Source organism: Gammaproteobacteria bacterium (assembly GCA_013001575.1).
Taxonomy (GTDB): Bacteria; Pseudomonadota; Gammaproteobacteria; order Steroidobacterales; family JABDMI01; genus JABDMI01.
Genome location: JABDMI010000066.1, coordinates 1 through 23,674, shown reverse-complemented (window position 1 = coordinate 23,674; position 23,674 = coordinate 1). Strand labels below are relative to the sequence as shown.

16 protein-coding genes are annotated in these 23,674 nt (G+C 46.1%); 15 read left to right on the top strand and 1 reads right to left on the bottom strand.

Going from position 1 to position 23,674, the window contains the following annotated elements; all coding sequences use genetic code 11:
* Window positions 1-5 precede the first annotated feature (5 nt).
* From HKN88_05925 to glk, 3 genes are read left to right on the top strand one after another with little or no spacing between them, the layout of a single operon-like run.
* A complete protein-coding gene (locus HKN88_05925; protein NNC97594.1) occupies window positions 6-2,567 on the top strand; it encodes a glycoside hydrolase family 3 protein in 2,562 nt (853 codons plus the stop codon).
* A 28-nt stretch (window positions 2,568-2,595) separates the two neighbouring features.
* On the top strand, window positions 2,596-3,597 hold the full coding sequence (locus HKN88_05920) for a LacI family DNA-binding transcriptional regulator (GenBank protein ID NNC97593.1): 1,002 nt from the start codon (window positions 2,596-2,598) through the stop codon (window positions 3,595-3,597).
* Window positions 3,597-4,589, top strand: coding sequence for a glucokinase (glk, locus tag HKN88_05915; protein NNC97592.1), 993 nt, complete (start codon window positions 3,597-3,599; stop codon window positions 4,587-4,589). The genes HKN88_05920 and glk overlap by 1 nt, the downstream gene beginning before the upstream one ends.
* A gap of 4 nt (window positions 4,590-4,593) precedes the next feature.
* On the opposite strand, the gene tal is transcribed toward glk, so the two are convergent.
* Window positions 4,594-5,550 (bottom strand): transaldolase, encoded by a 957-nt coding sequence (gene tal, locus HKN88_05910; GenBank protein ID NNC97591.1) that lies wholly within the window; start codon window positions 5,548-5,550, stop codon window positions 4,594-4,596.
* Window positions 5,551-5,926: 376 nt separating this feature from the next.
* On the opposite strand from tal, the gene HKN88_05905 reads away from it, so the two are divergent.
* The 12 genes from HKN88_05905 to HKN88_05850 all read left to right on the top strand — a co-directional run.
* The gene (locus HKN88_05905) at window positions 5,927-8,884 is read left to right on the top strand and encodes a TonB-dependent receptor (protein NNC97590.1); all 2,958 of its coding nucleotides are present in this window, start codon (window positions 5,927-5,929) and stop codon (window positions 8,882-8,884) included.
* A gap of 117 nt (window positions 8,885-9,001) precedes the next feature.
* Complete coding sequence (locus tag HKN88_05900) at window positions 9,002-10,579, top strand: tryptophan 7-halogenase (GenBank protein ID NNC97589.1); 1,578 nt, start codon at window positions 9,002-9,004, stop codon at window positions 10,577-10,579.
* Window positions 10,580-11,296, top strand: a complete 717-nt coding sequence (locus tag HKN88_05895; protein ID NNC97588.1) for a SapC family protein — start codon at window positions 10,580-10,582, stop codon at window positions 11,294-11,296.
* Complete coding sequence (locus tag HKN88_05890) at window positions 11,289-12,317, top strand: cupin-like domain-containing protein (protein ID NNC97587.1); 1,029 nt, start codon at window positions 11,289-11,291, stop codon at window positions 12,315-12,317. The genes HKN88_05895 and HKN88_05890 overlap by 8 nt, the downstream gene beginning before the upstream one ends.
* On the top strand, window positions 12,314-13,852 hold the full coding sequence (locus tag HKN88_05885; GenBank protein ID NNC97586.1) for a tryptophan 7-halogenase: 1,539 nt from the start codon (window positions 12,314-12,316) through the stop codon (window positions 13,850-13,852). Before HKN88_05890 ends, HKN88_05885 begins: the two co-directional genes overlap by 4 nt.
* A gap of 75 nt (window positions 13,853-13,927) precedes the next feature.
* A complete protein-coding gene (locus HKN88_05880; protein NNC97585.1) occupies window positions 13,928-14,917 on the top strand; it encodes a glycoside hydrolase family 16 protein in 990 nt (329 codons plus the stop codon).
* 127 nt (window positions 14,918-15,044) lie between these two features.
* Complete coding sequence (locus tag HKN88_05875) at window positions 15,045-15,755, top strand: phytanoyl-CoA dioxygenase (protein ID NNC97584.1); 711 nt, start codon at window positions 15,045-15,047, stop codon at window positions 15,753-15,755.
* 258 nt (window positions 15,756-16,013) lie between these two features.
* On the top strand, window positions 16,014-18,155 hold the full coding sequence (gene bglX / locus HKN88_05870) for a beta-glucosidase BglX (GenBank protein NNC97583.1): 2,142 nt from the start codon (window positions 16,014-16,016) through the stop codon (window positions 18,153-18,155).
* A gap of 6 nt (window positions 18,156-18,161) precedes the next feature.
* Window positions 18,162-19,997 carry a glycoside hydrolase family 3 protein gene (locus HKN88_05865; GenBank protein ID NNC97582.1) on the top strand — a complete coding sequence of 612 codons (1,836 nt, stop codon included), beginning with the start codon at window positions 18,162-18,164 and terminating at the stop codon, window positions 19,995-19,997.
* 221 nt (window positions 19,998-20,218) lie between these two features.
* Window positions 20,219-21,628, top strand: a complete 1,410-nt coding sequence (locus tag HKN88_05860; protein NNC97581.1) for a family 16 glycosylhydrolase — start codon at window positions 20,219-20,221, stop codon at window positions 21,626-21,628.
* 116 nt (window positions 21,629-21,744) lie between these two features.
* Complete coding sequence (locus HKN88_05855) at window positions 21,745-23,322, top strand: sugar porter family MFS transporter (GenBank protein NNC97580.1); 1,578 nt, start codon at window positions 21,745-21,747, stop codon at window positions 23,320-23,322.
* Window positions 23,323-23,357: 35 nt separating this feature from the next.
* Window positions 23,358-23,674 (top strand): Gfo/Idh/MocA family oxidoreductase (locus HKN88_05850; GenBank protein ID NNC97579.1); only part of this gene is annotated, 317 nt, incomplete at its 3' end.

Here is a 23,674-nt window from a genome sequence, read left to right as displayed (position 1 = left end):
TAACCATGCTACCTAAGAAAATATTTACATTCATTACGCTTATCGGACTGATTTTTTATCTTATTGGTTGTAGTGATGAGAATAGCTCTAATTCATTTAATCAAAGCGAAAATGGTGAAAAACTGGTGATTGGCAGTCAAGCCCAAGATGAATTTTGGCCCAAAAGTAAAACGCTAATTGCGTCTGATGAAGACCGAATCCAGTCTTTGCTTGCTAACATGAGTATCGAAGATAAAGTTGGGCAATTGGTGATGGGTGAAATTCGCCATTTAACACCAGAAGAGGTCAATAAATATAAATTGGGTGGTGTGCTCAATGGTGGCGGCGCCTTCCCCAATAATAATAAGCACGCCAGCGCTGCTGAGTGGCTGGATCTGGCCGATGCGTTTTATCAGGCGTCTATTGATCGTAAAGATGATGCGCCAAAAATTCCTATACTCTGGGGCACTGATGCCGTGCATGGAAACAGTAATGTATTTGGTGCCACCATGTTTCCCCACAATATTGGATTGGGTGCGACGCGTAATCCAGCTTTGATGAAGCAACTGGGAGCGGTGACGGCGGCAGAAGTTTCGGCCACAGGTCTGTACTGGACCTTCGCACCTACTGTGGCAGTGCCCCGCGATGATCGCTGGGGCAGAACCTATGAGGGTTTTTCCGAAGACCCGGCAATTGTTGCAGAATTATCTGCGGCTATGATCGAAGGATTGCAGGGCTCATTGAATAAAGACTACCTTGATCACAAGCATATTCTGGCAACCGCCAAGCATTTCATCGGTGATGGCGGAACACAAAACGGCATTGATCAGGGCAATACTCTGGTCGACGAGCAAACATTGAGTTCAGTGCATGGTGCCGGTTATTTTTCTGCAATGGATATGGGTATCCAAACGGTCATGGCGAGCTTTAATAGCTGGCAGGGGAACAAGATTCACGGTGACCATTATCTGTTGACCGAAGTACTGAAAAACAAAATGGGATTTGACGGCTTTGTGGTTGGTGACTGGAACGGGCATGGACAAGTGCCAGGCTGCAGTAATGGCAGCTGCGCAAAAGCCATCAATGCCGGTGTGGACATGATCATGGTTCCTGAAGATTGGGAGGACGTGTATCAAAACACCTTAAAACAAGTCAAAAGTGGTGAAATTTCCAGTGCAAGATTGAACGATGCGGTTTCACGAATCTTGCGCGTGAAACTTCGTATGGGCATGCTGGATGATACAGGCCCCAAGAGTCGGGCCGGAGCCGGCGACCAGTCATTACTCGGTCACCCCGAACATCGCAAGATCGCAAGACAAGCGGTACGTGAATCCCTGGTACTTTTGAAAAACAATGCTCAAACACTACCGCTATCTCCAAACGCAAATGTTCTGGTCGCAGGGGCTGCCGCCAAAGAAATTTATAATCAAACCGGTGGATGGAGCATGACCTGGTTGGGCTCTGAAACCACACTGGATGATTTCCCAGGAGCCACGCGAATTGTTGATGCTATTGAACAATCAGTGACACAGGCGGGGGGGGACTTTGAGTTCAATGAAAAGGGTGAATATCAAAACAAGCCAGATGTGGCGATAATAATCCTTTCCGAACCACCTTATGCCGAAGGCCCAGGCGACCGCCCGCATTTGGCTTTTAGCCCTGATAATCGCGAGCACCTTGCTGTTATGAAAAAACTGCAAGCTGATGGTGTTCCGGTTGTCACGGTTTTTCTCTCGGGGCGTCCGATGTGGGTCAATGCAGAGTTAAATGCCTCAGATGCTTTTGTCGCGGCCTGGTTGCCTGGAACCGAGGGCCAAGGTGTTAGTGATGTTTTGTTTTGTTCAACGGATAATCATTCAGACTGTGATTTCAAAGGCAAATTGGCTTTTTCCTGGCCTAAATTACCGGATCAAGGTCCGTTAAATATTAATGATGCAAAATATGAGCCATTGTTTGAGTTTGGTTATGGCCTGAAATATGGGGATTCAATTGAGTTAGGAGAATTCTCTGAAGAATCCGATCTGGCACAAGCGTCAGCAATCGGGACAGTTTTGCTAAAAGGGCGCGCGTTTCCGCCATTCAAGCTTGTGATTAAAGAACAGGATAAGGCGCCAATTCTGGCGAATTCGTCGCTCGCGAAATCCGGAAATACCGGAGTGCAAACGCAAGTCTTTGACTGGAAACTTCAAGAAGACGCTCAGCGCATCCATTTTTCAGGCTCGGGTTTACATAGCTGGAAATTACAGGCCGACAATATGATCAGTTGGCAAACTGAATCAGACCAAGGAGCTTTGTTGGCGATGGAAATCCGGGTGCCGACCCGTTCTGCCAAGCCAATTTTTGCAGTGATTGAAAATCCTGCCGGTTGGAAAGGCAGTTTGAACATAAGCGAGCAACTCTCTGCAGAAAGTTTTACCCAGTGGCAAAGATTTGCCATACCATTAGCGTGTTTTGAAAAACGCGGTGCAGATCTTGGCCGAATATCCACACCTCTGACCCTTCAAAGTGATGGAGATTGGACCATTGAGGTCTCAAACATTCGAATTGTTGCCAATGCTGATGGCATGCAGCAATACAATTGTGATTAAGCAAGGATAATTTTAATACGGAATAATTATGCAGAAAGTTACAATTCAAACTGTTGCTGATCGTGCCAATGTGTCGATCAAAACAGTTTCCCGTGTTATTAATAAAGAAACCGGGGTGCGTGATACTACCCGTGACAAGGTGCGTGCTGCTATCCAGGAATTGGGGTACGAACCCAGTCCTGCTGCACGTGCGCTGGCGAGTAATAGTTCTAAACTGATTGGCCTGATCTACGATAACCCGAGTGCTGCATATATCACATTTGTGCAAGACGGCGCCCTGAAAGCCTGTTATGAGAATGGATACAATATTGTAATTCACCCGTGTGAGTTCTCGACTGTAGGCCTTACTGAAGAATTAATTACAATGGTTCAGCGCTCCAGACTGGATGGACTGCTTTTGACACCGCCGTTAACCGACAATCAGGAATTGATCGAGGCTTTGCTGGAGAAAAAAATTCCAATCGCGAGTATTGCGCCATCTAAAACCAGTCAGGAATACTCATCAGTCTCCTGTAATGACGCAGAAGTGGTTTATGATATTACCAATTACCTGATCAAGTCTGGTCATTCCAAGATCGGTTTTATCAAGGGTCATACACAACATGGAGCAGCGCTTAAACGCTACAACGGTTATGTAAGGTCATTGAAGTCTGCAAATATTGCTTTCGAAAAAGATTATGTTGTGCAAGGTGATTTTTCCTTTGCATCCGGCGTCATCGCAGCACGCAAGTTGCTTAGATTACAAGATCGACCAACAGCAATTTTTGCCGCCAATGATTATATGGCAGCCGGGGTTGTCAGGATTGCCAATGAATTGGGAATTTCTGTGCCGGATGAACTCGCTGTTGTTGGTTTTGATGATGCGCCGGTTTCCAGACAGATCTGGCCCTCTTTGTCCACTGTCAAACAACCGGTGTCACAAATGGCCGAAGCAGCGGCGAATTTACTAATCGCAAAAATCAAAGATCCGGCATTAAAACCGGAACATCAGATCTATAAAGCGGAATTACTCATCCGGGAATCAACTTGATGTTATCCATCCAGGGCAACAATATTCCTGACACGGCAATTAAGATCGTAGGTGATATCGGTGGTACCAATGCACGCTTTGCGTGTGTGACCGACGAGGGGAATTTTTATCACAAGGTCAAGATCTACCCTTGTGCCGATTTTCCCAATATCGATGATGCATTGGAAATGTACATCGATCATTTACGCTCCCTGTCGGTTGATGGCATAGTAAATTTGCAAGAAGTATGTCTGGCGATTGCAGGACCTGTCTACCACGACATTATCGACTTACCGAATAACCATTGGGTGTTCAGTCGCACCAAACTACAGCGCGTTATCGGTGTGCCAGTTCAGGTAATTAATGATTTCACTGCACAAACATTGTCTCTGGATTTATTGGCTGAAGATGAATTGATCTGGTTTGATGATATGCGTCCTAGCCCACGCGGTATCCGTACCGTCATAGGACCGGGAACCGGTCTCGGCATCGCGATCCAGACGCCAAATGGTGAAATTATCCCTTCCGAAGCCGGGCATATTGCCTTTGCACCCCGTAACAAACATCAAGTGGATATTTTAAATTTACTTTGGCAGCGATATTCACGGGTCTCGGTTGAAAGGATTCTTTCGGGTGGCGGGATAGAGAATCTTTATTGGGCTAACAGTAGTCTGGATGGCAGGGAAAAGAACATTGATGCTTCCGATATTATCGGACTGGTTAACCGAAATGATCCCATAGCAGAAAAAACCCTGGACGATTTTTTCAGGATTCTGGCGTGTTTTTGTGGTGATATGGCCATGACCGCCTGGTCGACCGGCGGAGTGTATTTATCCGGCGGGATTTTGCCAAAGTTACAAGAATTTCTGGATATGAAAACATTTCGTGAACGATTTCAGGACAAAGGCCGCTTCACAGAATTCTGCCGCACAGTACCAATAGCCTTGGTCAAGGCCGAACAACCCGGCTTGCTTGGATGTGTTGCAGCAGTGCAAAAAAACCAGGAAAGTTGATTAGTTATTGTTTGGCTTGTAAATACTTTTCAAGTTTTAATGTATCACTGACAAATCCGCGTATACCCTGAGCGAGTTTCTCGGTTGCCATGGCGTCTTGGGCGTTACTGAATCGAAACTCAGCCTCACTTTCTATTACACGCTTATCTGATCGATCGGATCTTTCCGGTGACAAACGGCGTTCCAGTTGACCGTTGTCTTCACTCAGTTGTTGTAATAATTGCGGACTGATGGTGAGCCGGTCACAACCCGCGAGCGCTTCAATTTCACCGGTGTTTCGAAAACTGGCTCCCATGACCACCGTATTAAAGCCTTGTTGTTTGTAATAGTTATAAATTCGAGTAACGGATAGGACGCCCGGGTCTTCAAGCGCCGGGTAAGACTCTTTGCCAGTTTCCTTTTTGTACCAGTCGAGTATACGGCCCACAAAAGGCGAGATTAAAAATACCCCGGCTTCTGCACAGGCGGCGGCCTGGCTAAAACTGAAGAGTAAAGTGAGGTTGCAGTTAATGCCTTCTTTTTCCAATTCTTCCGCAGCCCGTATGCCTTCCCAGGTGGAGGCAAGTTTAATCAGTATTCGCTCTTTACCGAACCCCGCTTGTTCGTACATGTTGATAAGACGTCTGGCTTTAGCCATGGAGGCTTGTTGGTCAAATGACAAACGCGCATCAACTTCGGTAGAAACACGACCGGGAACAATATTCAAAATTTCACTACCGATCGAAACCGCAAGTTTGTCCAGGCACGCATCCAGCATGTCTTGATTACTGCCATTTTGGGTTTTTGCGAATTCGATGGCATTTTTTACCAGGCCTGCGTATTGCGGCATCTGGGCCGCCTTGAATAACAGCGAAGGATTGGTGGTTGCGTCTTGTGGTTGATAACGGCGAATGGCTTCGATATCACCGGTATCTGCAACTACGTCTGTCATGGATCTTAATTGTTCGAGTTTATTGCTCATGGTCAGTTGGTGCTCTGGAAAAAAGTGCCAGTATTATAATTAGTATTTGTTGACTTGGTGAAGCAGTTGTAAAAAGCATCTTTTAAGAATAACGACAAACTTCAGTGTCTTTATCAGGCATAAATTGGCAAAATGCTTGGCTAAAAGCTTCCAATTTGTTGTGAAAAAACAACGAATTTGCAATTTTATGGCTTTCTTGCAATAAACAGTTGACAGCGTTGTCATTTTGGGGGAAACTTTGTCTACTAATATTTGATAAGGCTGTATTTCTGTCGAGAATATGTAGCAGGATGCTAATTAACTTGCTCAGTAGAAGTGTAGCCAAGCAGATTATAAATTTATAAGCAATTCTCATTTACCCAGGGTGGAGATCCAAATGAAAAAAACCAATAAGTTACTCAGCGTAGCCGTTGCAACCGCAATGGGTCTGAGTGTGAACGTTAGCGCACAAGACGGCGCAGAAGAGGTAACCGAAGAAGTTGTAGTAACTGGTATTCGAAGTTCATTAAAGAAATCAATGGATATCAAACGAGATTCTATCGGTGTTGTCGATGCTATCTCTGCTGAAGATATTGGTAAATTCCCGGATACCAACCTTGCTGAGTCTCTTCAGCGTATAACAGGTGTATCTATTGACCGTTCAGTCGGTGAAGGAAATTCAGTTACAGTCCGAGGTTTTGGTGCGGATTTCAATCTGGTGACATTCAATGGTCGTCAAATGCCAACTGCTTCACTTGGCGACGGTGCAAGTCCTCCATCCAGCCGATCCTACGATTTTGCGAATTTAGCATCTGAAAGTATCGCAGGTGTCGAAGTGTATAAGACCAGTAATCCAACCGTTGCTTCTGGTGGTATTGGTTCAACCATTAATATTAAATCTGCACGACCATTAGAGGCCCCAGGCCTTAAGTGGACTGTCGGTGGTAAGGGTGTGATGGATACATCGCAAAATGACAGCACAGACACCACTCCCGAGATATCAGGATTTTACAGTAACACATTCGCCGATGACACCTTCGGAATTGCTGTCAGCGGAAGTTATCAACAACGTAAGGCAAGTGTAAACCAAGCTAATGTTGGATGGCGTGATGGTTATCTTGGTGATTGCGACTTTGCCGGAGAGTGGGGTGCATTACCTAGAGCGGAATGTAATTCCTGGAACCAGACCGGTCTACACCAAAACCAACCAGGAGATGGGGATGTGTATGCTATACCTCAAAATGCTGACTACGCACTGGCTGATATTGATCGTGAGCGTGTAAATGGTCAAGTTGTATTACAGTATCGTCCATCTGACAGGCTAACAGGTACATTAGACTATACCTATTCCGAGAACGAGATCGAAGTCCGAAACAGTTCTGTTGGAATCTGGTTTAACCATGAATTTACTGCAAGTGCATGGACGGATGGCCCAGTGGCTGGTCCATTGTTCTATACCGAGATTTTCGACTTCATGCCTTGGCAGGGTGGAGTAACTGATCTGTCTTATTCGGGTTCACTTACATCAAACATATCTGAGAATGCATCGTTAGGTTTGAATCTGGAGTGGGAAGCTACTGACAACCTGACTTTGGAACTTGACTACCATGATTCCAGTGCTGAATCTAAACCAAATAATATTTATGGTTCAAATATGTCGGTTGGCACTACTGTAATCAGCCTTAGAGAGCAGTCCATTGACTTTTCAAATGATCTACCACTGATCAGCTATATTGATAACGGTATTAATCCAGAAGATCCTGCAAACCGTCTGGCGTCTGGTAGCGCATTCCGTAATGCACAATTTAGAGATGATCTTGATCAACTGCAGCTGAATGGTCGCTATGAAGTGGATCAGGACATTTTTGCGGCAGGTGCGTTTGTTGACAGCATTGATTTTGGAGTTTCTTTAATAAATAACAATGTTCAATCAACATATGGTTTCTTGCAAACTGATTCATGGGGTGGTCTTGGAACACCGGCGGATATACCCGATGAAATCTTCACATTCGAATCCTTGCCAGATAAATTCGACGGTATTCCAGGTGCAAATGATCCGGGAATGTTACAAGGATTTTATTCCTTCAACTTTGAACAAATGGTTGATACCTTAGAGCAGCAATTCGGTATCTGTTCGAATTCATGGACGGGTACTAATATTGAAGGTACCTGCTTGGCAAACCCAACCGTAGACCGCAGGATCAAAGAGGAAACTGTGGCGGCCTATGTTCAGTTTAATAATACTTTTGACATGCTTGGGCGCGATGCAAACCTCAATATTGGTGGTCGTTACGAAGAAACTGAAGTGACTTCATCGGCACTAGTGCCGATTCCGGTAGGTACAAACTGGGCTGCAGATAATGAGTTTTTCCTTACATTCAATGATCCCATTGACCTGGATTTCACAACATTGAATGATAAATACCATCATTTTCTGCCTTCGGTCTCGTTTGATATGATGCCGACTGAATACACCAAACTTCGGGCAGCATGGAGCACCTCAATTACTCGTCCTACATACGCCAATTTACAAGGTGGTACAGAATTGGCAACCTTGTTCCGTATCGGCGGTGGATTTGGGAGCGAAGGCAATCCAGGATTGCCGCCAAACGAATCCAAGAACTTCGATATATCTTATGAGTGGTATTACAATGATGACAGTTATATCTCGCTTGGCTACTTTAATAAGAGAGTAGATAATTTTGTTGGTACAGATGTAATCAAACGGGAAGCTTTTGGTTTGACAAATCCGGCTTTTGGTCCTAATGCTGATTTTTGTCGTGCCCAAGTGGGGCAAGACAGTTCTGCCATACGCCAGTGTTTGATTGATAACTTTGATACTATCGGTGATCCTGCAGATGATCCTGTGATTTTTGATGTAACAATTCCAGTTACCAACGACGAGACTGCAACCTTGGAAGGATATGAGTTTGCTTTTCAGCATAACTTTGGGGATAGCGGATTTGGTGCAATCTTTAACTACACAATCGTAGATGGAGATTTTGCTTACGACAATACTAAGTCATATAGAGATAGTCAGTTTACTCTGGTCGGCCTGAGTGACAGTGCAAACTTGATCGCGTTCTACGACAAGGACGGCATACAAGCACGTTTGGCTTACAACTGGAGAGACGAGTTTCTTGCTGGCAATGGTCCTAATCCATTCTACACCGAGGCATATGGGCAGCTGGATGCCAACTTAAGTTATGAGCTTAATGATAACTGGATCATATTTGCAGAAAGTATTAACTTGACTGGCGAGGATCGACGCGGTCATCGCAGAAGTGACAATACCGTGACTTTCTCCAATCCGGGAGAGCCACGCTATATGATAGGTGCTCGTTATAAGTATTAAATACTTTTGAGCTTTATAAGAAAAACCACCTCTTTGAGGTGGTTTTTTTATTTAAGCGGTAGTATTTATTTTGATAAGATGTCCGAAACTATTCGATAGCAAATGCAATAGAGATCTATGTCTAAGCAAATCAGAAATGTAGTGGTGGTAGGCGGCGGTACGGCCGGCTGGCTTGCTGCCTCTCTAATCGCGGCAAGGCATCATGTTGCTGATCAGGAAAATGGTATACACATTACCTTGATCGAATCACCTGATATACCAACTGTTGGGGTCGGAGAAGGCACCTGGCCGACCATGCGTAAAACTCTTAAACGCATAGGACTTAATGAAGAAGAGTTTCTGGCAACCTGTGATGCCTCATTCAAGCAAGGTTCACGCTTCGATGGCTGGGTGACTGGCAATAAAGATGACAGTTATTTGCATCCTTTTGCAGCTTTGATTAATGGGCCATCTCATGATCTTTATCGAGCCTGGAAAGCGCTCTCGGCGGACCGCTCCTTTGCCAATGTAATGTGCCCACAAACAGAAGTTTGCGCACAAGGATTGGCACCAAAACAAAAAAATTCACCCGAATATGCTGCCGCATTAAATTACGCTTATCATTTAGATGCAGTGAAACTGGCTAAAATGCTGACCGCACATGCGACCAAAAATTTGGGCGTTGTGCATATCCGAGATCATGTGGTCGAAGTGGTTGGTGATAAGGACAAAGATATTTCCGCAGTTAAGACCAGGGAAAATGGCAATATTGAGGGCGATCTTTTTATTGATTGTACGGGGCATCGCTCCGTTTTGTTAGGTCAGCACTATGGCGTCGGCTTTGTAGATAAAAGTGATATCCTGTTCAACGATCGCGCTCTGACCATACAAGTCCCGTACGCTGACGAGTCCACTCAGATAGCTTCCCAGACAATATCTACAGCACACGATAATGGTTGGATATGGGACATCGGATTACCAACACGACGCGGAATCGGCTGTGTGTACTCATCACGGCACTGCAGTGATGATGAGGCCAGGTCAATCCTGGAGCAGTATGTTAGATCAACCGGTTCAACAATCGACCTTGATGAGCTGGGTGTGCGTAAACTCGAATTCCCGTCAGGTTATCGTGAGAAATTCTGGCACCGTAATTGTGTTGCCATCGGATTATCTGCCGGATTTTTGGAGCCGCTCGAGGCATCTGCTCTGGTATTGGTGGAATTGTCTGCCGAGATGCTGGCAGAGAATTTTCCCGGTGATCGAACGGTCATGGATATTTTGGCTAAACGATTCAATGCATTGTTCGCTTATCGTTGGGAGCGAATCATTGATTTTTTAAAATTGCATTATGTGCTGAGCAAGCGTGAAAATGAATATTGGCAAGATCACCGCATGTTATCAACGATACCGCAACGTTTACAGGAATTGTTGTTACTCTGGAAGCAGCAACCTCCCGGCCGCGACGATTTTTCCCATATTGATGAGGTATTTCCTGCAGCAAGTTATTTATATGTATTGTATGGTATGGGTTTTGAAACAACTCTCAACAGCTCTCTCAAGCCATTGAAGAAGGGCGAGGTGATAAAACAAATGCAAATGGTAGAGCAAAAAATCAGAACCCTTACGGCGGTTCTGCCAACAAATCGATCACTGCTTACAGCAATCAGTAAAGGAGTCACTCCTGTGAAAAATATTTCAGAGAGGATTGCATAAATGAGCAATCACATTGCATTATCCAGAGCCGAACATAGAGAGATACGTATAAACACGGATCATTCGGTTGAACTGGGGGACGCAGTCATGAGCTGCGTAACGACTCCCAATGAATTTCGCAGTGTGCAAAATCATTATCCGATCCTGTTTCAATTAAATGCCGAACGTGACGAATATCGGACAGTGGCACTTTTCGGCTTCACTCAGGGTGAAAATCTTTTTTTGCAAAATGGTAAATGGGATGCGCGTTACCGCCCGCTGGCAATTGATATACAGCCATTTTTGATCGGTCTGCCGAAAGAAGGTCAAGGCGATCATCAAGTTCATGTTGATATGGATAGCCCAAGAGTAAATTTAGAGCATGGAACCAGAGTTTTTGATCAGGATGGTAATGCAACTGAATATCTGGAAAAGATCACACAAAAACTTCATGCTCTGCACAATGGTTACCAAAGTTGTCCTGCCTTTATCAATTATTTAAACAAGTATGAACTGATCGAGCCACTGGTCCTGGAAATTGAATTACTCGACGGATCGGTAAATCGTCTGGTTGGATTTCACGGAATCAATGAGGAAAAACTACAGGCACTGGATGGATATGCACTCAATGAATTGCATCAGAAGAATTATTTGCTCCCAATTTTCATGATCCTTGCATCCATGTCAAATATTGTTGACCTGGTTGAACGCAAGAATCAGCTCATTTCAAATGACTAGTATAAGTAAAGATATTTTTGCCGAAATTAATCCAGTCCCTGAAGTAATATTAGGAGAGGACGAATCGCTTGATGCTTACTTTGCACAAAGAAAACCATTTGTTGTCCGGGGTCTGGTCAATGACTGGCCATTGGTGCAGGCGGGGTTAAGCTCGGGTAAGGCTGCACGTCAATACTTGCTTAATCGTCATCAGGATCGGCCTTTCGTGATCTCGATTGGTCCGGAGGATGCGGAAGGACGTATTTTTTACAATAACGACATGTCCATGAATATTCAGATGGGGCGAGCCAAATTGCCTGAGATTTTCGAGCGCATGGACAGGATCGAAAATGATGAAAAGTTGCCAATCATGTATTTGGCCTCGATTGATATGCAAGCCTATTTCAAGGACTTGGCTGAGGCGAATACCGTAGATTTGGGCGCACGCGATCTGATTGAGAGCATCTGGATCGGAACCCGCACACGCATCGCAGCACATAACGACTTTCCTGACAATCTGGCATGTGTGGCGGTTGGGCATCGGCGTTTTACTTTATTTCCGCCAGAGCAATTTCGTAACTTATATCTCGGGCCTGTGGATAATACACCTGCCGGACGTGCGGTCAGTATGGTTGATTTTCATAATCCAGATTTTGTTAAACACTCAAAATTTCGGGAGGCTGTTAAACACGCGCAAGTGGCAAATTTGTCGCCGGGTGATGCGGTTTTTATCCCTAGTTTATGGTGGCATCACGTAGAGGGTCTTGATGCATTTAATGTTTTAGTCAACTACTGGTGGCGTGAAACCCCCAAACACCTTGGGCAACCACAAAATGCCCTGAATCATGCCATGATGGCGATCCGTGATCTGCCAGATGACGAGAAAAAAATCTGGAGAGATCTGTTTGATTACTATGTATTCAATAACACCGATGATGTTGTGAATCACATTCCGGAATTTGGTCGTGGCATACTCGATACCATGACGGCGGAAAATTCTTCCAAAATAAGAACCTATTTATTAAGAGCCTTAAATCAATGAACCCGAAAGAGAAAAAATTACCTGAACATAAACTTAAGCGCATCGTTATTGCCGGTGGTGGCACCGCCGGCTGGATGGCGGCAGCAGCTATCGCAAAGACCATGGGTAATGTAGTTGATTTGACTTTGGTGGAGTCGGATGCAATTAGTACAGTCGGAGTCGGCGAGGCGACTATACCGCCATTGTTATTATTCAACCGATTATTGGGTGTTAATGAAGCGGATTTTATGCGCGCCACCAAAGCGACCTTTAAACTAGGAATTAATTTTGAAAACTGGAAAGATGTTGGGGAAGACTATTTCCATTCTTTCGGGACTACAGGCAAGGATCATTGGACCAGTGGGTTCCAGCATTTTTGGCTTAAAGGGATTGCTGCTGGTCAGGCCAAACCTTACGCTGAGTATTGCCTGGAACTACAAGCGGCGTTACGGGGCAAATTTGCCCATTTGCCTGACCAGGGTTTGAATTATGCTTATCACCTTGATTCGGGCGATTACGCAAGGTATCTCAGAAAATTCGCTGAAAAGCATGGAGCAAAACGCTATGAAGGTAAAATTACGGATGTAAATCTGAATCAAAAATCCGGTGAGATTAGTTCGTTAGTACTTGAATCCGGAGCTGTGATTGGTGGAGATTTTTTCCTGGATTGCACAGGTTTCAGAGCGATATTAATAGGTAAAGCATTAGGTACAGAATATATCGATTGGTCGCATTACTTACCCTGCGATAGTGCCGTTGCTATCCAGACAAAATCGGTCGGACCGGCTGCTCCTTATACACGAGCAATCGCTCATGAGGCTGGTTGGCAATGGCGAATACCACTGCAACACCGGACCGGGAATGGGTTGGTGTACTGCAGTAAATATCTTGAAAAAGAGGCCGCAGAAAAACTTTTGCTTGGGAACATTGAGGGCGACCCAATGAGCAAGCCTTTGCACATAAGGTTCAAGACTGGCGTAAGAAAAAAGCAATGGGTGAAGAACTGTATTGCCCTGGGACTGTCAAGTGGATTTATGGAACCACTGGAATCCACCAGTATTCATTTGATCCAGCGATCAATTATTCGATTTATGCGTATGTTGCCAGTTGCCGAAGTCAGTCAAAGTGATATAGATGAGTTCAATCAGCAAACCGCGACAGATATGGATCAGATCCGGGACTTCCTGATTTTGCATTACAATGTGACTGAGCGTAGCGATAGCGAATTTTGGAATTTTTGTCGAACTATGGATGTTCCGGACTCACTAAAACACAAGATCGAGCTTTTCAAAGAGACCGGACGAGTCTTCCGTAAAGATGGTGAACTGTTTGCCGAGAATTCCTGGGTGCAGGTGATGCTAGGACAAGGCCTTGTTCCAGACTCCTATCATCCAATCGTAAATAAAATGTCTGATGAGGAATACGGTCGCTTTATGGAAAGTATTCGTACAAACATCATCAAAACGGTGAACAACCTACCGGCCCATAATGATTATGTCAGACAATTCTGTGGGGCTAAAAATGTGAGTGCACATAACCCTTATTCCAGTGCATGACTTTAAATTTTATCCCGATTTAATTTTCTAAAATTTCTGCAAGCGAAATTGACACCAGACATCGATAGCGATAAAATGACAGCGCTGTCATTCATTGAACTTAAGGATTACATTGTGAAAAGAGTCGCACCGTTCATCGTATTAATGAGTCTCCTGGGTTTAGTCGCCTGCGGCGGCGGTGGGTCGGATGCGCCATCCCCCACGCCAACGATTCCTCCCCCGAGTGGTGGAGGTGGGGGTTCTTCGGATCCTGATCCGGTTAATGTAAACAGCGAAAATCCCACTTTAAAACTGTTTGATAACAATCCGGTGAGTGATGTCAATAATATGACCCTTGTTTGGAGTGAGGAATTTGATGACACTCGGCTGGATCCAGAGACCTGGTTTTTTGAAAAAGGCGATGGTTCGCAATACGGACTTACTGGATGGGGTAATAACGAGTTGCAATGGTACCTGGAAGATAACGCCCGAATTGATAATGGCATTCTGGTAATTGATGTAAAAGAAGAGGCCAGCAATGGTCGTAATTATACCTCTGCACGCTTGCACACACGTGACCGGATTGCTGTGCGTTACGGACGCATCGAAGCTCGCATGAAACTCCCGGCCGGGCAAGGCATGTGGCCAGCTTTCTGGATGTTGCCACAAGAAGATGCTTATGGCACCTGGGCCGCGTCGGGCGAGATTGACATTATGGAAGCCGTCAACCTGGGTGTGAATAACGAGTATAAAGTGTTGGGCACAATACATTATGGTGGCGAATGGCCAAACAATGTATTTAGTGGTAACGAACTTGAAGTCACCATGGACAACACCGTGGATTTCCATGAGTATGCATTCGAATGGGATGTGGATGAAATGCGCTGGTATGTGGATGGGCAGTTATACAGTACTAAAACAAACTGGTCGACACCTAATGCACCATTCCCTGCACCGTTTGATGAAACTTTTTATATTCTTTTAAATGTGGCGGTTGGTGGCAATTTACCAGGTTCTCCGGATTCCACAACTGTGTTTCCGCAAACCATGGAAGTGGACTATGTGCGAGTGTATTCAGGAAATTAGAAGTGAATTCATAAAAATCACAAACTGATTCATTATGGAAACCCGACAAGACTTGAGAAAAACCACATGCATATACTAATCGGTCTTTTAAATATTTTGCTCGTTAATAACAGCCAGTGTAAAGACAGTGCAGATTGAGACATTAGTCAAACAATTTTGGCAAAATGGTTTCTTGTTGCTTGAGAAATTATTTGATCCGGATCTAATGGACAAATACAATACCTTGATCCTGGGGCATTTTGGCCTGGATCCCGAGTACCTGCACGATCCGGATTTTGTGACCCGCTCGGGCGCTGAAGTGATTCCCTGGTTCCCGCAACAAGACGGTATAAAGATATTTGACCGCATACAACAACACAAAGCACTGAACCTCCTGACCGAACAGATTCTAGGTCCAAAGTGGCGAAGCTTGGATTGCATGGTGATGTTTTCCAAACAAGGCACGGCCGGCCAGGCATGGCATCAAGATTGCCCGCCAGAGAATCCTCAAATCTTTAATTTGAATCGGCTGGTATACACGCACGACATCACCCAAGAAACAGGAGGACAAATAGTAGTAGTCAAAGGCTCGCATAAGCTGGGTTTACTGCCAGCTAGCGAATATGACCAGTCATTCGAGAACGAGATTTGTTTGTCGCCAAATAAAGGGGATGTATTGCTATTGCATGGACATTTGTGGCACCGGGTGAAGCCGGTGACAGGTGCTTATAGAGTCTCGACCAACTATCGCAGCATACCAGCTGGAACCCCGGACAATGTCACGGATATTTGTGTATATCGAAATATGCTTTATCGTTTTTCAAGCAGTGAAGTAATTTTGGATCGATTAAATCCTTAATAGCGCAAACCCAGCCTATCAATCATACTTTTTAGTGAGATTTATCAATGAGTTACAGTCTCATGTATATTGCATTGACAGCGCTGTCATTTGTAGTATAGTGCGGTATTAAAGTCGTGATACTAATGCTCAATCGAACATCAGTGACCTGATCTCAATTTCAAACAAAGACAATTTATGGACAAAGTTACCGTTTTAAAAAACCCAAGCAATGCCCCAACCCCGATCAAACAACGCGTGGCGGATCTGATGGCGCATATGGGGCTGGATGAAAAGATTGGCCAAATGAGTCAAATGCCTGGTGGTGGTGATCATTTGAATGATCACCTGGCCTGGTCCTTACGTGAAAGTCGTGTGGGTTCGGTCTTGAATGTGGCTAATCCAGAGCTGATCAATGAGATGCAGCGCATTTGTGTGGAAGAGAGCCGTTTGGGTATACCGCTATTGATCGGACGTGATGTGATCCATGGTTTTAAAACCATATTCCCGATTCCCTTGGGCCAGGCAGCCAGTTGGGATCCCGAGATTGTACGTCAAGGTGCGAGCGTGGCGGCCATGGAAGCAGCCGGTTTTGGCATCAACTGGACTTTTGCCCCGATGGTCGATATCAGTCGCGATCCACGCTGGGGACGAATTGCCGAGTCCCTGGGCGAAGACCCGTATTTATGCGGGGAACTTGGTGCCGCAATGGTGGAAGGATTTCAAGGGACGGATTTAAACAAAAACGGTTCGATCGCGGCCTGCGCCAAACACTTTGCCGGATATGGCGCGTCTGAAGGTGGACGTGATTATGCCACTGTCAATGTACCGGTCAATGAAATGCATAATGTGTATTTGCGTCCCTTCAAAAAGGTCGCCGATGCCGGAGTGGCAACATTTATGTCGGCATTTTGTGATCTCAATGGAGTACCGGCCACCGGTAATTCCTGGTTGCTTGATGAGGTCTTGCGTAAAGAATGGCAATACCATGGCGTATTGGTCAGTGACTGGGATTCGGTGGTTGAATTAAGTGTGCACGGCTTCACCACCGACGATGAAGATGCGGCTTTCGAAGCCGTGACCGCCGGGGTAGATATGGAAATGGCCAGTTCGTCATACATAGATCATCTTGAGAACCTGGTTAACTCCGGCCGCGTTAGTATGCAAAAGATTGATGAAAAAGTAGAACGCATCCTGACCCTTAAATTTGAATTGGGCTTATTTGAAAATCCCTATACCAACGCATCTGACTTTACCGCGCCATTAAACCACGCACATTTGCGTAGTGCGAAAGAAGCCGCCGTGAAAAGTTGTGTATTATTAAAGAACAAAGAAAAAGTATTGCCACTTAGCAAGCAGGCATTGAATTCAATCGCCTTGATCGGGCCATTGGCCGATGACAATTACGAACCTCTGGGTACCTGGATATTTGATGGCGAGGCACAGCATACAATTACCTGTCGTAAAGCCCTGGTCAACATGTTGGGTCGTGATGTCGCGGTAAATTTCAGTAAAGGCCTGGACAACACCCGCAGTACCGATCACTCCGGGTTTGCACACGCGCTTGAAACCGCCGACAAATCTGACGCCATTATTGTGGTAGTCGGCGAAGAGTCTTTCATGTCAGGTGAAGCGCATTCGCGAGCCAACATCAATTTGCCGGGTCAGCAAGAACAATTGATCGAGGCACTCAAAGCCACAGGCAAACCGTTGATCGTGATTGTTATGGCTGGACGTCCTCTAACCATTGAGCATGTGGTGAATCAAGCGGATGCGGTTCTATATGCCTGGCACCCTGGCACTATGGGTGGTCCGGCAATTGCCGATCTGTTGTTTGGCGTGGAATCACCATCGGGCAAGTTACCTGTGACGTTTCCACGTATGGTTGGCCAGATTCCTTTGTATTATTCACACAAAAATACCGGCAGACCCGCCACGGATGAGACCGTGGTGCGTATGCAAGATGTTCCGGTACGTGCGCCACAAACCTCATTGGGCATGACCTCGTTCTACCTGGACGCAGGTCACAAGCCCTTGTTCCAGTTTGGCTATGGCCTGTCTTATGGCGAATTTCAATACGCCAAGATCACCACTTCACACAGCAGCATAGGAATGGGTCAAAGTATTGATATTCATGCCGACATTCTGAATGCCGGTGAGTACGCTGGTGAAGAGGTGGTGCAATTGTATGTACGTGATCTGGTGGGTTCAGTGACCCGGCCGGTCAAAGAGTTGAAAGGATTCCAAAGACTGCATCTAAAGCCAGGTGAACGTCAACGCATATGTTTTACCTTGCATACGGATGATCTGGCATTTTTTAATCGCAATAATGAATTGGTCACCGAACCTGGAAAATTCCACGTTTGGATCGGTGGTAGTTCTGATGCACCATTGTGGGCAGAATTCGAAATCCACGAGTAATTTATTATGACAACATCAATTTTTGATTCGGCTACCCACGAAAAAGCCGAAGCGCTACTGGCACGAATGAACCTGGATCAGAAGATCGGACAAATGACCCAGTCTGAACGCATGTGTTGCACCCCGCAAGACGTAAAAGAATTTCATCTGGGTTCGGTTTTGAGCGGCGGCGGTTCGGTTCCTGGTGAGAATAAACCTTCTGACTGGGTCGACATGAATGACGCCTATTGGCAGGCATCAATGCAGGAAGATGATCAGCATCTTGCCATACCTCTGATCTATGGCGTGGATGCTATTCATGGCAATAATAATGTTTTGGGCGCTACAGTTTTCCCGCACAACATCGGTTTGGGTGCAGCCAATGATCCGGAGTTAATGCAGCGCATTGCCAGGGTTACAGCACGCGAGATTCTGGCTACCGGGGTAGAATGGACCTTTGCTCCAACCCTGGCGGTTGCGCGCAATTATCATTGGGGACGTACTTACGAAAGTTACTCTGAAAACTCCGACCTGGTGGCCTCATACGCCGCGCCATTTGTTAAAGGCTTGCAAGCCGAACTCGGTGACAACAGCATTGTTGCCTGTCTAAAACATTGGGTAGGCGATGGTGGTACGTATCTTGGGATCGATCAGGGCAATACCATTATTGAAGAAAATGAATTACGCAAGATTCATATGTCGCCATACCTGCCGGCCATAGAGCAGGGCGTGCTCACGATCATGGCGTCATTCAACAGCTGGAACGGTAAAAAATGTCATGGGCATAAATATTTGCTCACCGACGTACTTAAGGACGAACTCGGTTTTGAAGGATATATCATTTCGGATTGGGACGGCATCGATTACATTTCCAAAGACTATTACGAAGCCGTAGGACGCGGCGTGAATGCAGGTATTGATATGTTTATGGCGCCGGAAGGCTGGCGTACATTCATTCAACATGTCAAAAGTCATGTGCATGCAGGCACAATCCCGATGTCACGCATTGATGATGCGGTTCGTCGCATTTTGCTGGTTAAATTTGCTTATGGTTTGTTTGATAAAGACATGCCGAGTGAGCGTCCGTGGTCGAACCACAGCAGTTTTGGTGGTGACGAGCATCGCGCCATTGCCCGTGAAGCCGTACGTAAATCATTAGTATTGCTCAAAAACGAAAAATCGCTATTACCTCTGGATAAACAGTCCCGGATTCTGGTGGCAGGCAAAAACGCACACAGTCGTGGTCGCCAGTGCGGTGGTTTCACCGTCGCCTGGCAAGGTGTACACGACAATAATTCCATCATCGGCGGTACCTCGATTTGGGAAGGCATAAAAGCCGTTGCACCGAATGCCACCTTAAGTGCCGATGGTACGGGACATGAAGCCAACCCCGATAATCACGATGTTGCCATAGTGGTGATCGGTGAGTACCCGTACGCCGAAGGCATGGGAGATATTCGCGATGCCGATCACAGTTTCATGGAACCGGGTTCGCAATACAAAGAAGGTTTCATGAAAGTGCTCGCGCCATATGGTGACACCCTGGAGTTGGCCAAACTGCACCCGGAAGATCTGGCCACCATCGCGCATATTCACAGTCAGGGTATCCCGGTTGTCAGCGTGTTAGTGTCAGGCCGGCCGTTAGTGGTCAATCAAGAGCTGGAAAAATCCACCAGTTTTGTGGCCGCATGGTTACCAGGTTCGGAAGGACAGGGCGTGTCCGATGTCTTGTTCGGAGACCACGATTTTCAAGGCAAGTTGTCATTTTCCTGGCCGAAAGACGTATCGCAATCGGTGCTCAACCTCGGCGATGACGACTATGACCCGCTGTTTGCCTACGGATATGGGTTAAGTCTAAGTTAGACCAGTCTCAAGTAAATCTCTCACAATCAGCCATCACAGCGCAAGGTCAGGATTGAACTGGCTTTGAAGCCGGACTGTGTCAAACGTTTGAATGACACACAAATTGACAGCGTTGTCATTTCTTGTATAGTGAGTCAATATTCTGCAGGGAGCATGCGGGAATGCCTGATTTGGCCAATCTCGCGAAAATCTGGGAAAAACTTTAATTCGACGGGTTATCAATGAGCGTAAACAGAATTTTCAGCATACTTGTGCTGCTATCGGTGCTGGGTTTGAACCTCGCCTGTGAAAAGTCCGCGCCGCAACAGGATCCGCAATCTCCCGCCACATCTTCCACAACACCCGCACCAAAAAAACAAGTAACACTTGAGAGCAACTCCGGAATTACTCATATGGATTCTGTGGTGTGGGCAATCAATGTGGGTGGTGATGCTTTTACAGGAGTTGATGGACATTCTTACTTGGCCGACGATGCCAGTTTTGGCGGTCAAGTTGGAAGCATCAGTGCCGTGATCAAAGGCACCCAGGACAAAACCATATATCAGACTTATCGCAGTGGCGATATTCAGATTCGCAAGGCATTAGCAAATGGAACATACGACATCATGTTCAGATTCGCCGAACCGCAGGATATCGATCCCGGCGAGCGTGTATTTGATATTGTTGCTGAAAACAATGTTGTGGTTACCGATCTGGATGTGCGGGTAGCCAGAGACGGCAACCCCTTTTCGGCTCTCGACAGGGCAGTGACCAACGTTGTTGTGACTGACGGTCAATTGGATATTGATCTTAAAGCCAAAGCAGGGGTGCCAATCATTAATGCGATCATTGTGCGCAAGCAAGTTAGCGATTCTCGTCAATGGAAATTGATATGGTCGGACGAATTTGACTATGACGGTCAGCCCGATTCAGAAAAATGGACACACGATATCTGGCCGGCACGTAAGGTTAATGATGAGGATCAGACTTACACGGATCGTCTGAAGAATGTGCGGGTTGAAAACGGCATGCTGGTTCTCGAAGCGCATAAAGAAGCGTTTAATAATGCCGAATACACTTCAGGCCGCATTCATTCTGCTGCCAAGGGTGATCTGTTGTACGGCCGAATTGATGTGCGGGCCAAGTTGCCGCCTGGTCAGGGCACCTGGCCTGCGATCTGGATGTTGCCCAGTGACCCGTTTAAATACGCCACCACTTGTAAGCCCGGTGAAGACTGGCAAGGCAGTGATAGCTGTGATGCCTGGCCGAATTCCGGCGAGATCGACATCATGGAGCACGTGGGTTATGACATGAACACCGTGCATGGCACCGTGCATAACAGGGCGTATTACTGGGTGAACGGCGAGCAACGCAAAGGCAGTGTTAATTCAGTGAATGCAGAACAGGAATTTCATGTGTATTCTCTGGAATGGACCCCCGACAGCATTACGATATTGTTCGACGGAGCGCCGTACTTTTTTTACATGAATGAAGGAGAGGGCTGGAAAGCCTGGCCATATGATCATGCCTATAATTTGATCCTGAATCTGGCAGTCGGAGGATTCTGGGGGCGTGCCGGTGGCCCGATCGATGACAGTATATTTCCAGTACGCATGGAAGTGGATTACGTCAGGATGTATAAACAAGAATAAGGCTGTAAATTATTTCAGGGATTTAATAACTTCAAGGACTGGTTGATAAATTAAAAAAGTAAGTATAAACACTTAAAATTAAATAAATTTAAACAAATTAAGATCTGGGAAAGTCTATGAATTACAAACCACATTATGCGTTGTATTGCGCTATCGTTGTTTCACTCGGCGGATTCGTTTTTGGCTTTGATGCCTCGGTTATTTCCGGAGTGGTGGGCTTTGTAACCACTGAATTCAACTTAACCCCGATCCAGTCAGGCTTCGTTGTGGCAGCGCCAACCCTGTCGGGTTTGATCGCAACACCCCTTATGGGGCCGTTTGCCGACACATTCGGGCGTAAAAAAGTTCTCATCTTTATCGCGTTTTTGTATTTAATGTCGGCCTTTGCATCGGCCTTTGCCACTTCATACCTAATGTTAGTGAGCGCACGCGGAATTGGCGGGATTGCCTTTACCTCCTTGATGATCGCACCGATGTACATTGGCGAGATCTCTCCGGCCGCCTTGCGTGGTCGCAGAGTCTCGATCAACCAGATGAATATCGTTTTGGGTTTTTCAGCGGCCTATTTCGCCAACTACTTTATTCTGAGCATGAGCGGCTGGGACAGTGCTTTTGTGACCAATTTGGGCCTGGATACCAACACCTGGCGCTGGATGCTGGGTCTGGAGATCATTCCGGCTGCAGTATTCTTTTTGGCCTTGTTCCTGATTCCCAGTAGCCCGCGTTGGTTGATGCTCAAAGGGCGTGAGCCGGAAGCACGTGAAGTTATCTCAAGCTTGTTGCCAGAGAGTGAGGTCGAAACTGAAATAACCCAGATCAAACAAAGCTCGGTCACACAAAAAGCACCCATTCTGGAAAGCCTGGCTTTCATCTTTGGACCGAAAATGCGCTTGGCCCTGATCGTGGGTTTGATCCTGGGCGTTGCCCAACAGATCACTGGTATCAATGCCATCTTCTTCTATGCGCCGACCATTTTTGAACAAAGCGGGATTGGCACCAATGCAGCCTTTGCTCAAGCAGTGCTGGTCGGTGTGATCAATGTGATCTTTACCATTATGGCAATGGCCTTGATTGATAAATGGGGCCGTAAACCATTATTAGTGCTGGGACTCTCGGGTATCGCGGCGAGTATGATTCTGTGTTCGTACGGTTTTTCCAGTGCCACCTACGAGATCACGCCACAAAGTATTGTCGAGATTAAAAAGGTAGAGAACATTGAGGAAAGTTTTGATCCGGACAGTTTGAATGCTTTGCTTGGCACCGTGTATCAAAGCGACGTGGCGTTCAAAAACGCCTTGCAGGATGCCATCGGAGTCGAAGCGGCACGTGACCATGAAAGTAGCCTGATCAAAAACAGTGTCGATATGAATGCTGTGATCATTCTTATTGGAATACTTTGCTTTGTGGCCTCCTTTGCCATTTCACTTGGGCCGGTGATGTGGGTGATGTTTGCCGAAATATTCCCGAACAAATTACGCGGCGTGGCAATCTCAGTAGTCGGGGCAGCGAACAGTTTGGTCAGCTTCAGCATACAGTTCTGGTTCCCATGGGAATTGGCAACCTTTGGCGCGGCTTTCACCTTCGGGCTATTCGGCGCATTTGCGGTGTTCTTTTTAATGATGGTACTTTGGATCGTCCCGGAAACCAAAGGCAAGTCACTCGAAGAACTGGAAGCATTGTTCACCAAGGAATGACTGAAATATTCAAAGAAAGCAATTAGCCTGTCTCGATGAATAAAGTTCGCTGGGGCATCATCGGGGCAGGGCGTATTGCCCACACCTTTGCCAGGGATTGTGTTTTTACGACAAATGCCGAAGTCTACGCGGTCGCGTCTCGTGCGGCCTCCAGAGCCAGCGAGTTTGCGTGTCAATACAATATCCCGAAAGCGTACGGAAATTATCGCGATCTATTCAATGATCCGGACGTAGACGCAATTTACATCGCCACCCCGCATAATTTTCATTTAGAGCAAAGCTTGCAAGCGATCAATGCCGGAAAATCGGTGTTGTGTGAAAAACCGCTGACAGTGAATGCCGCCGAATGCGA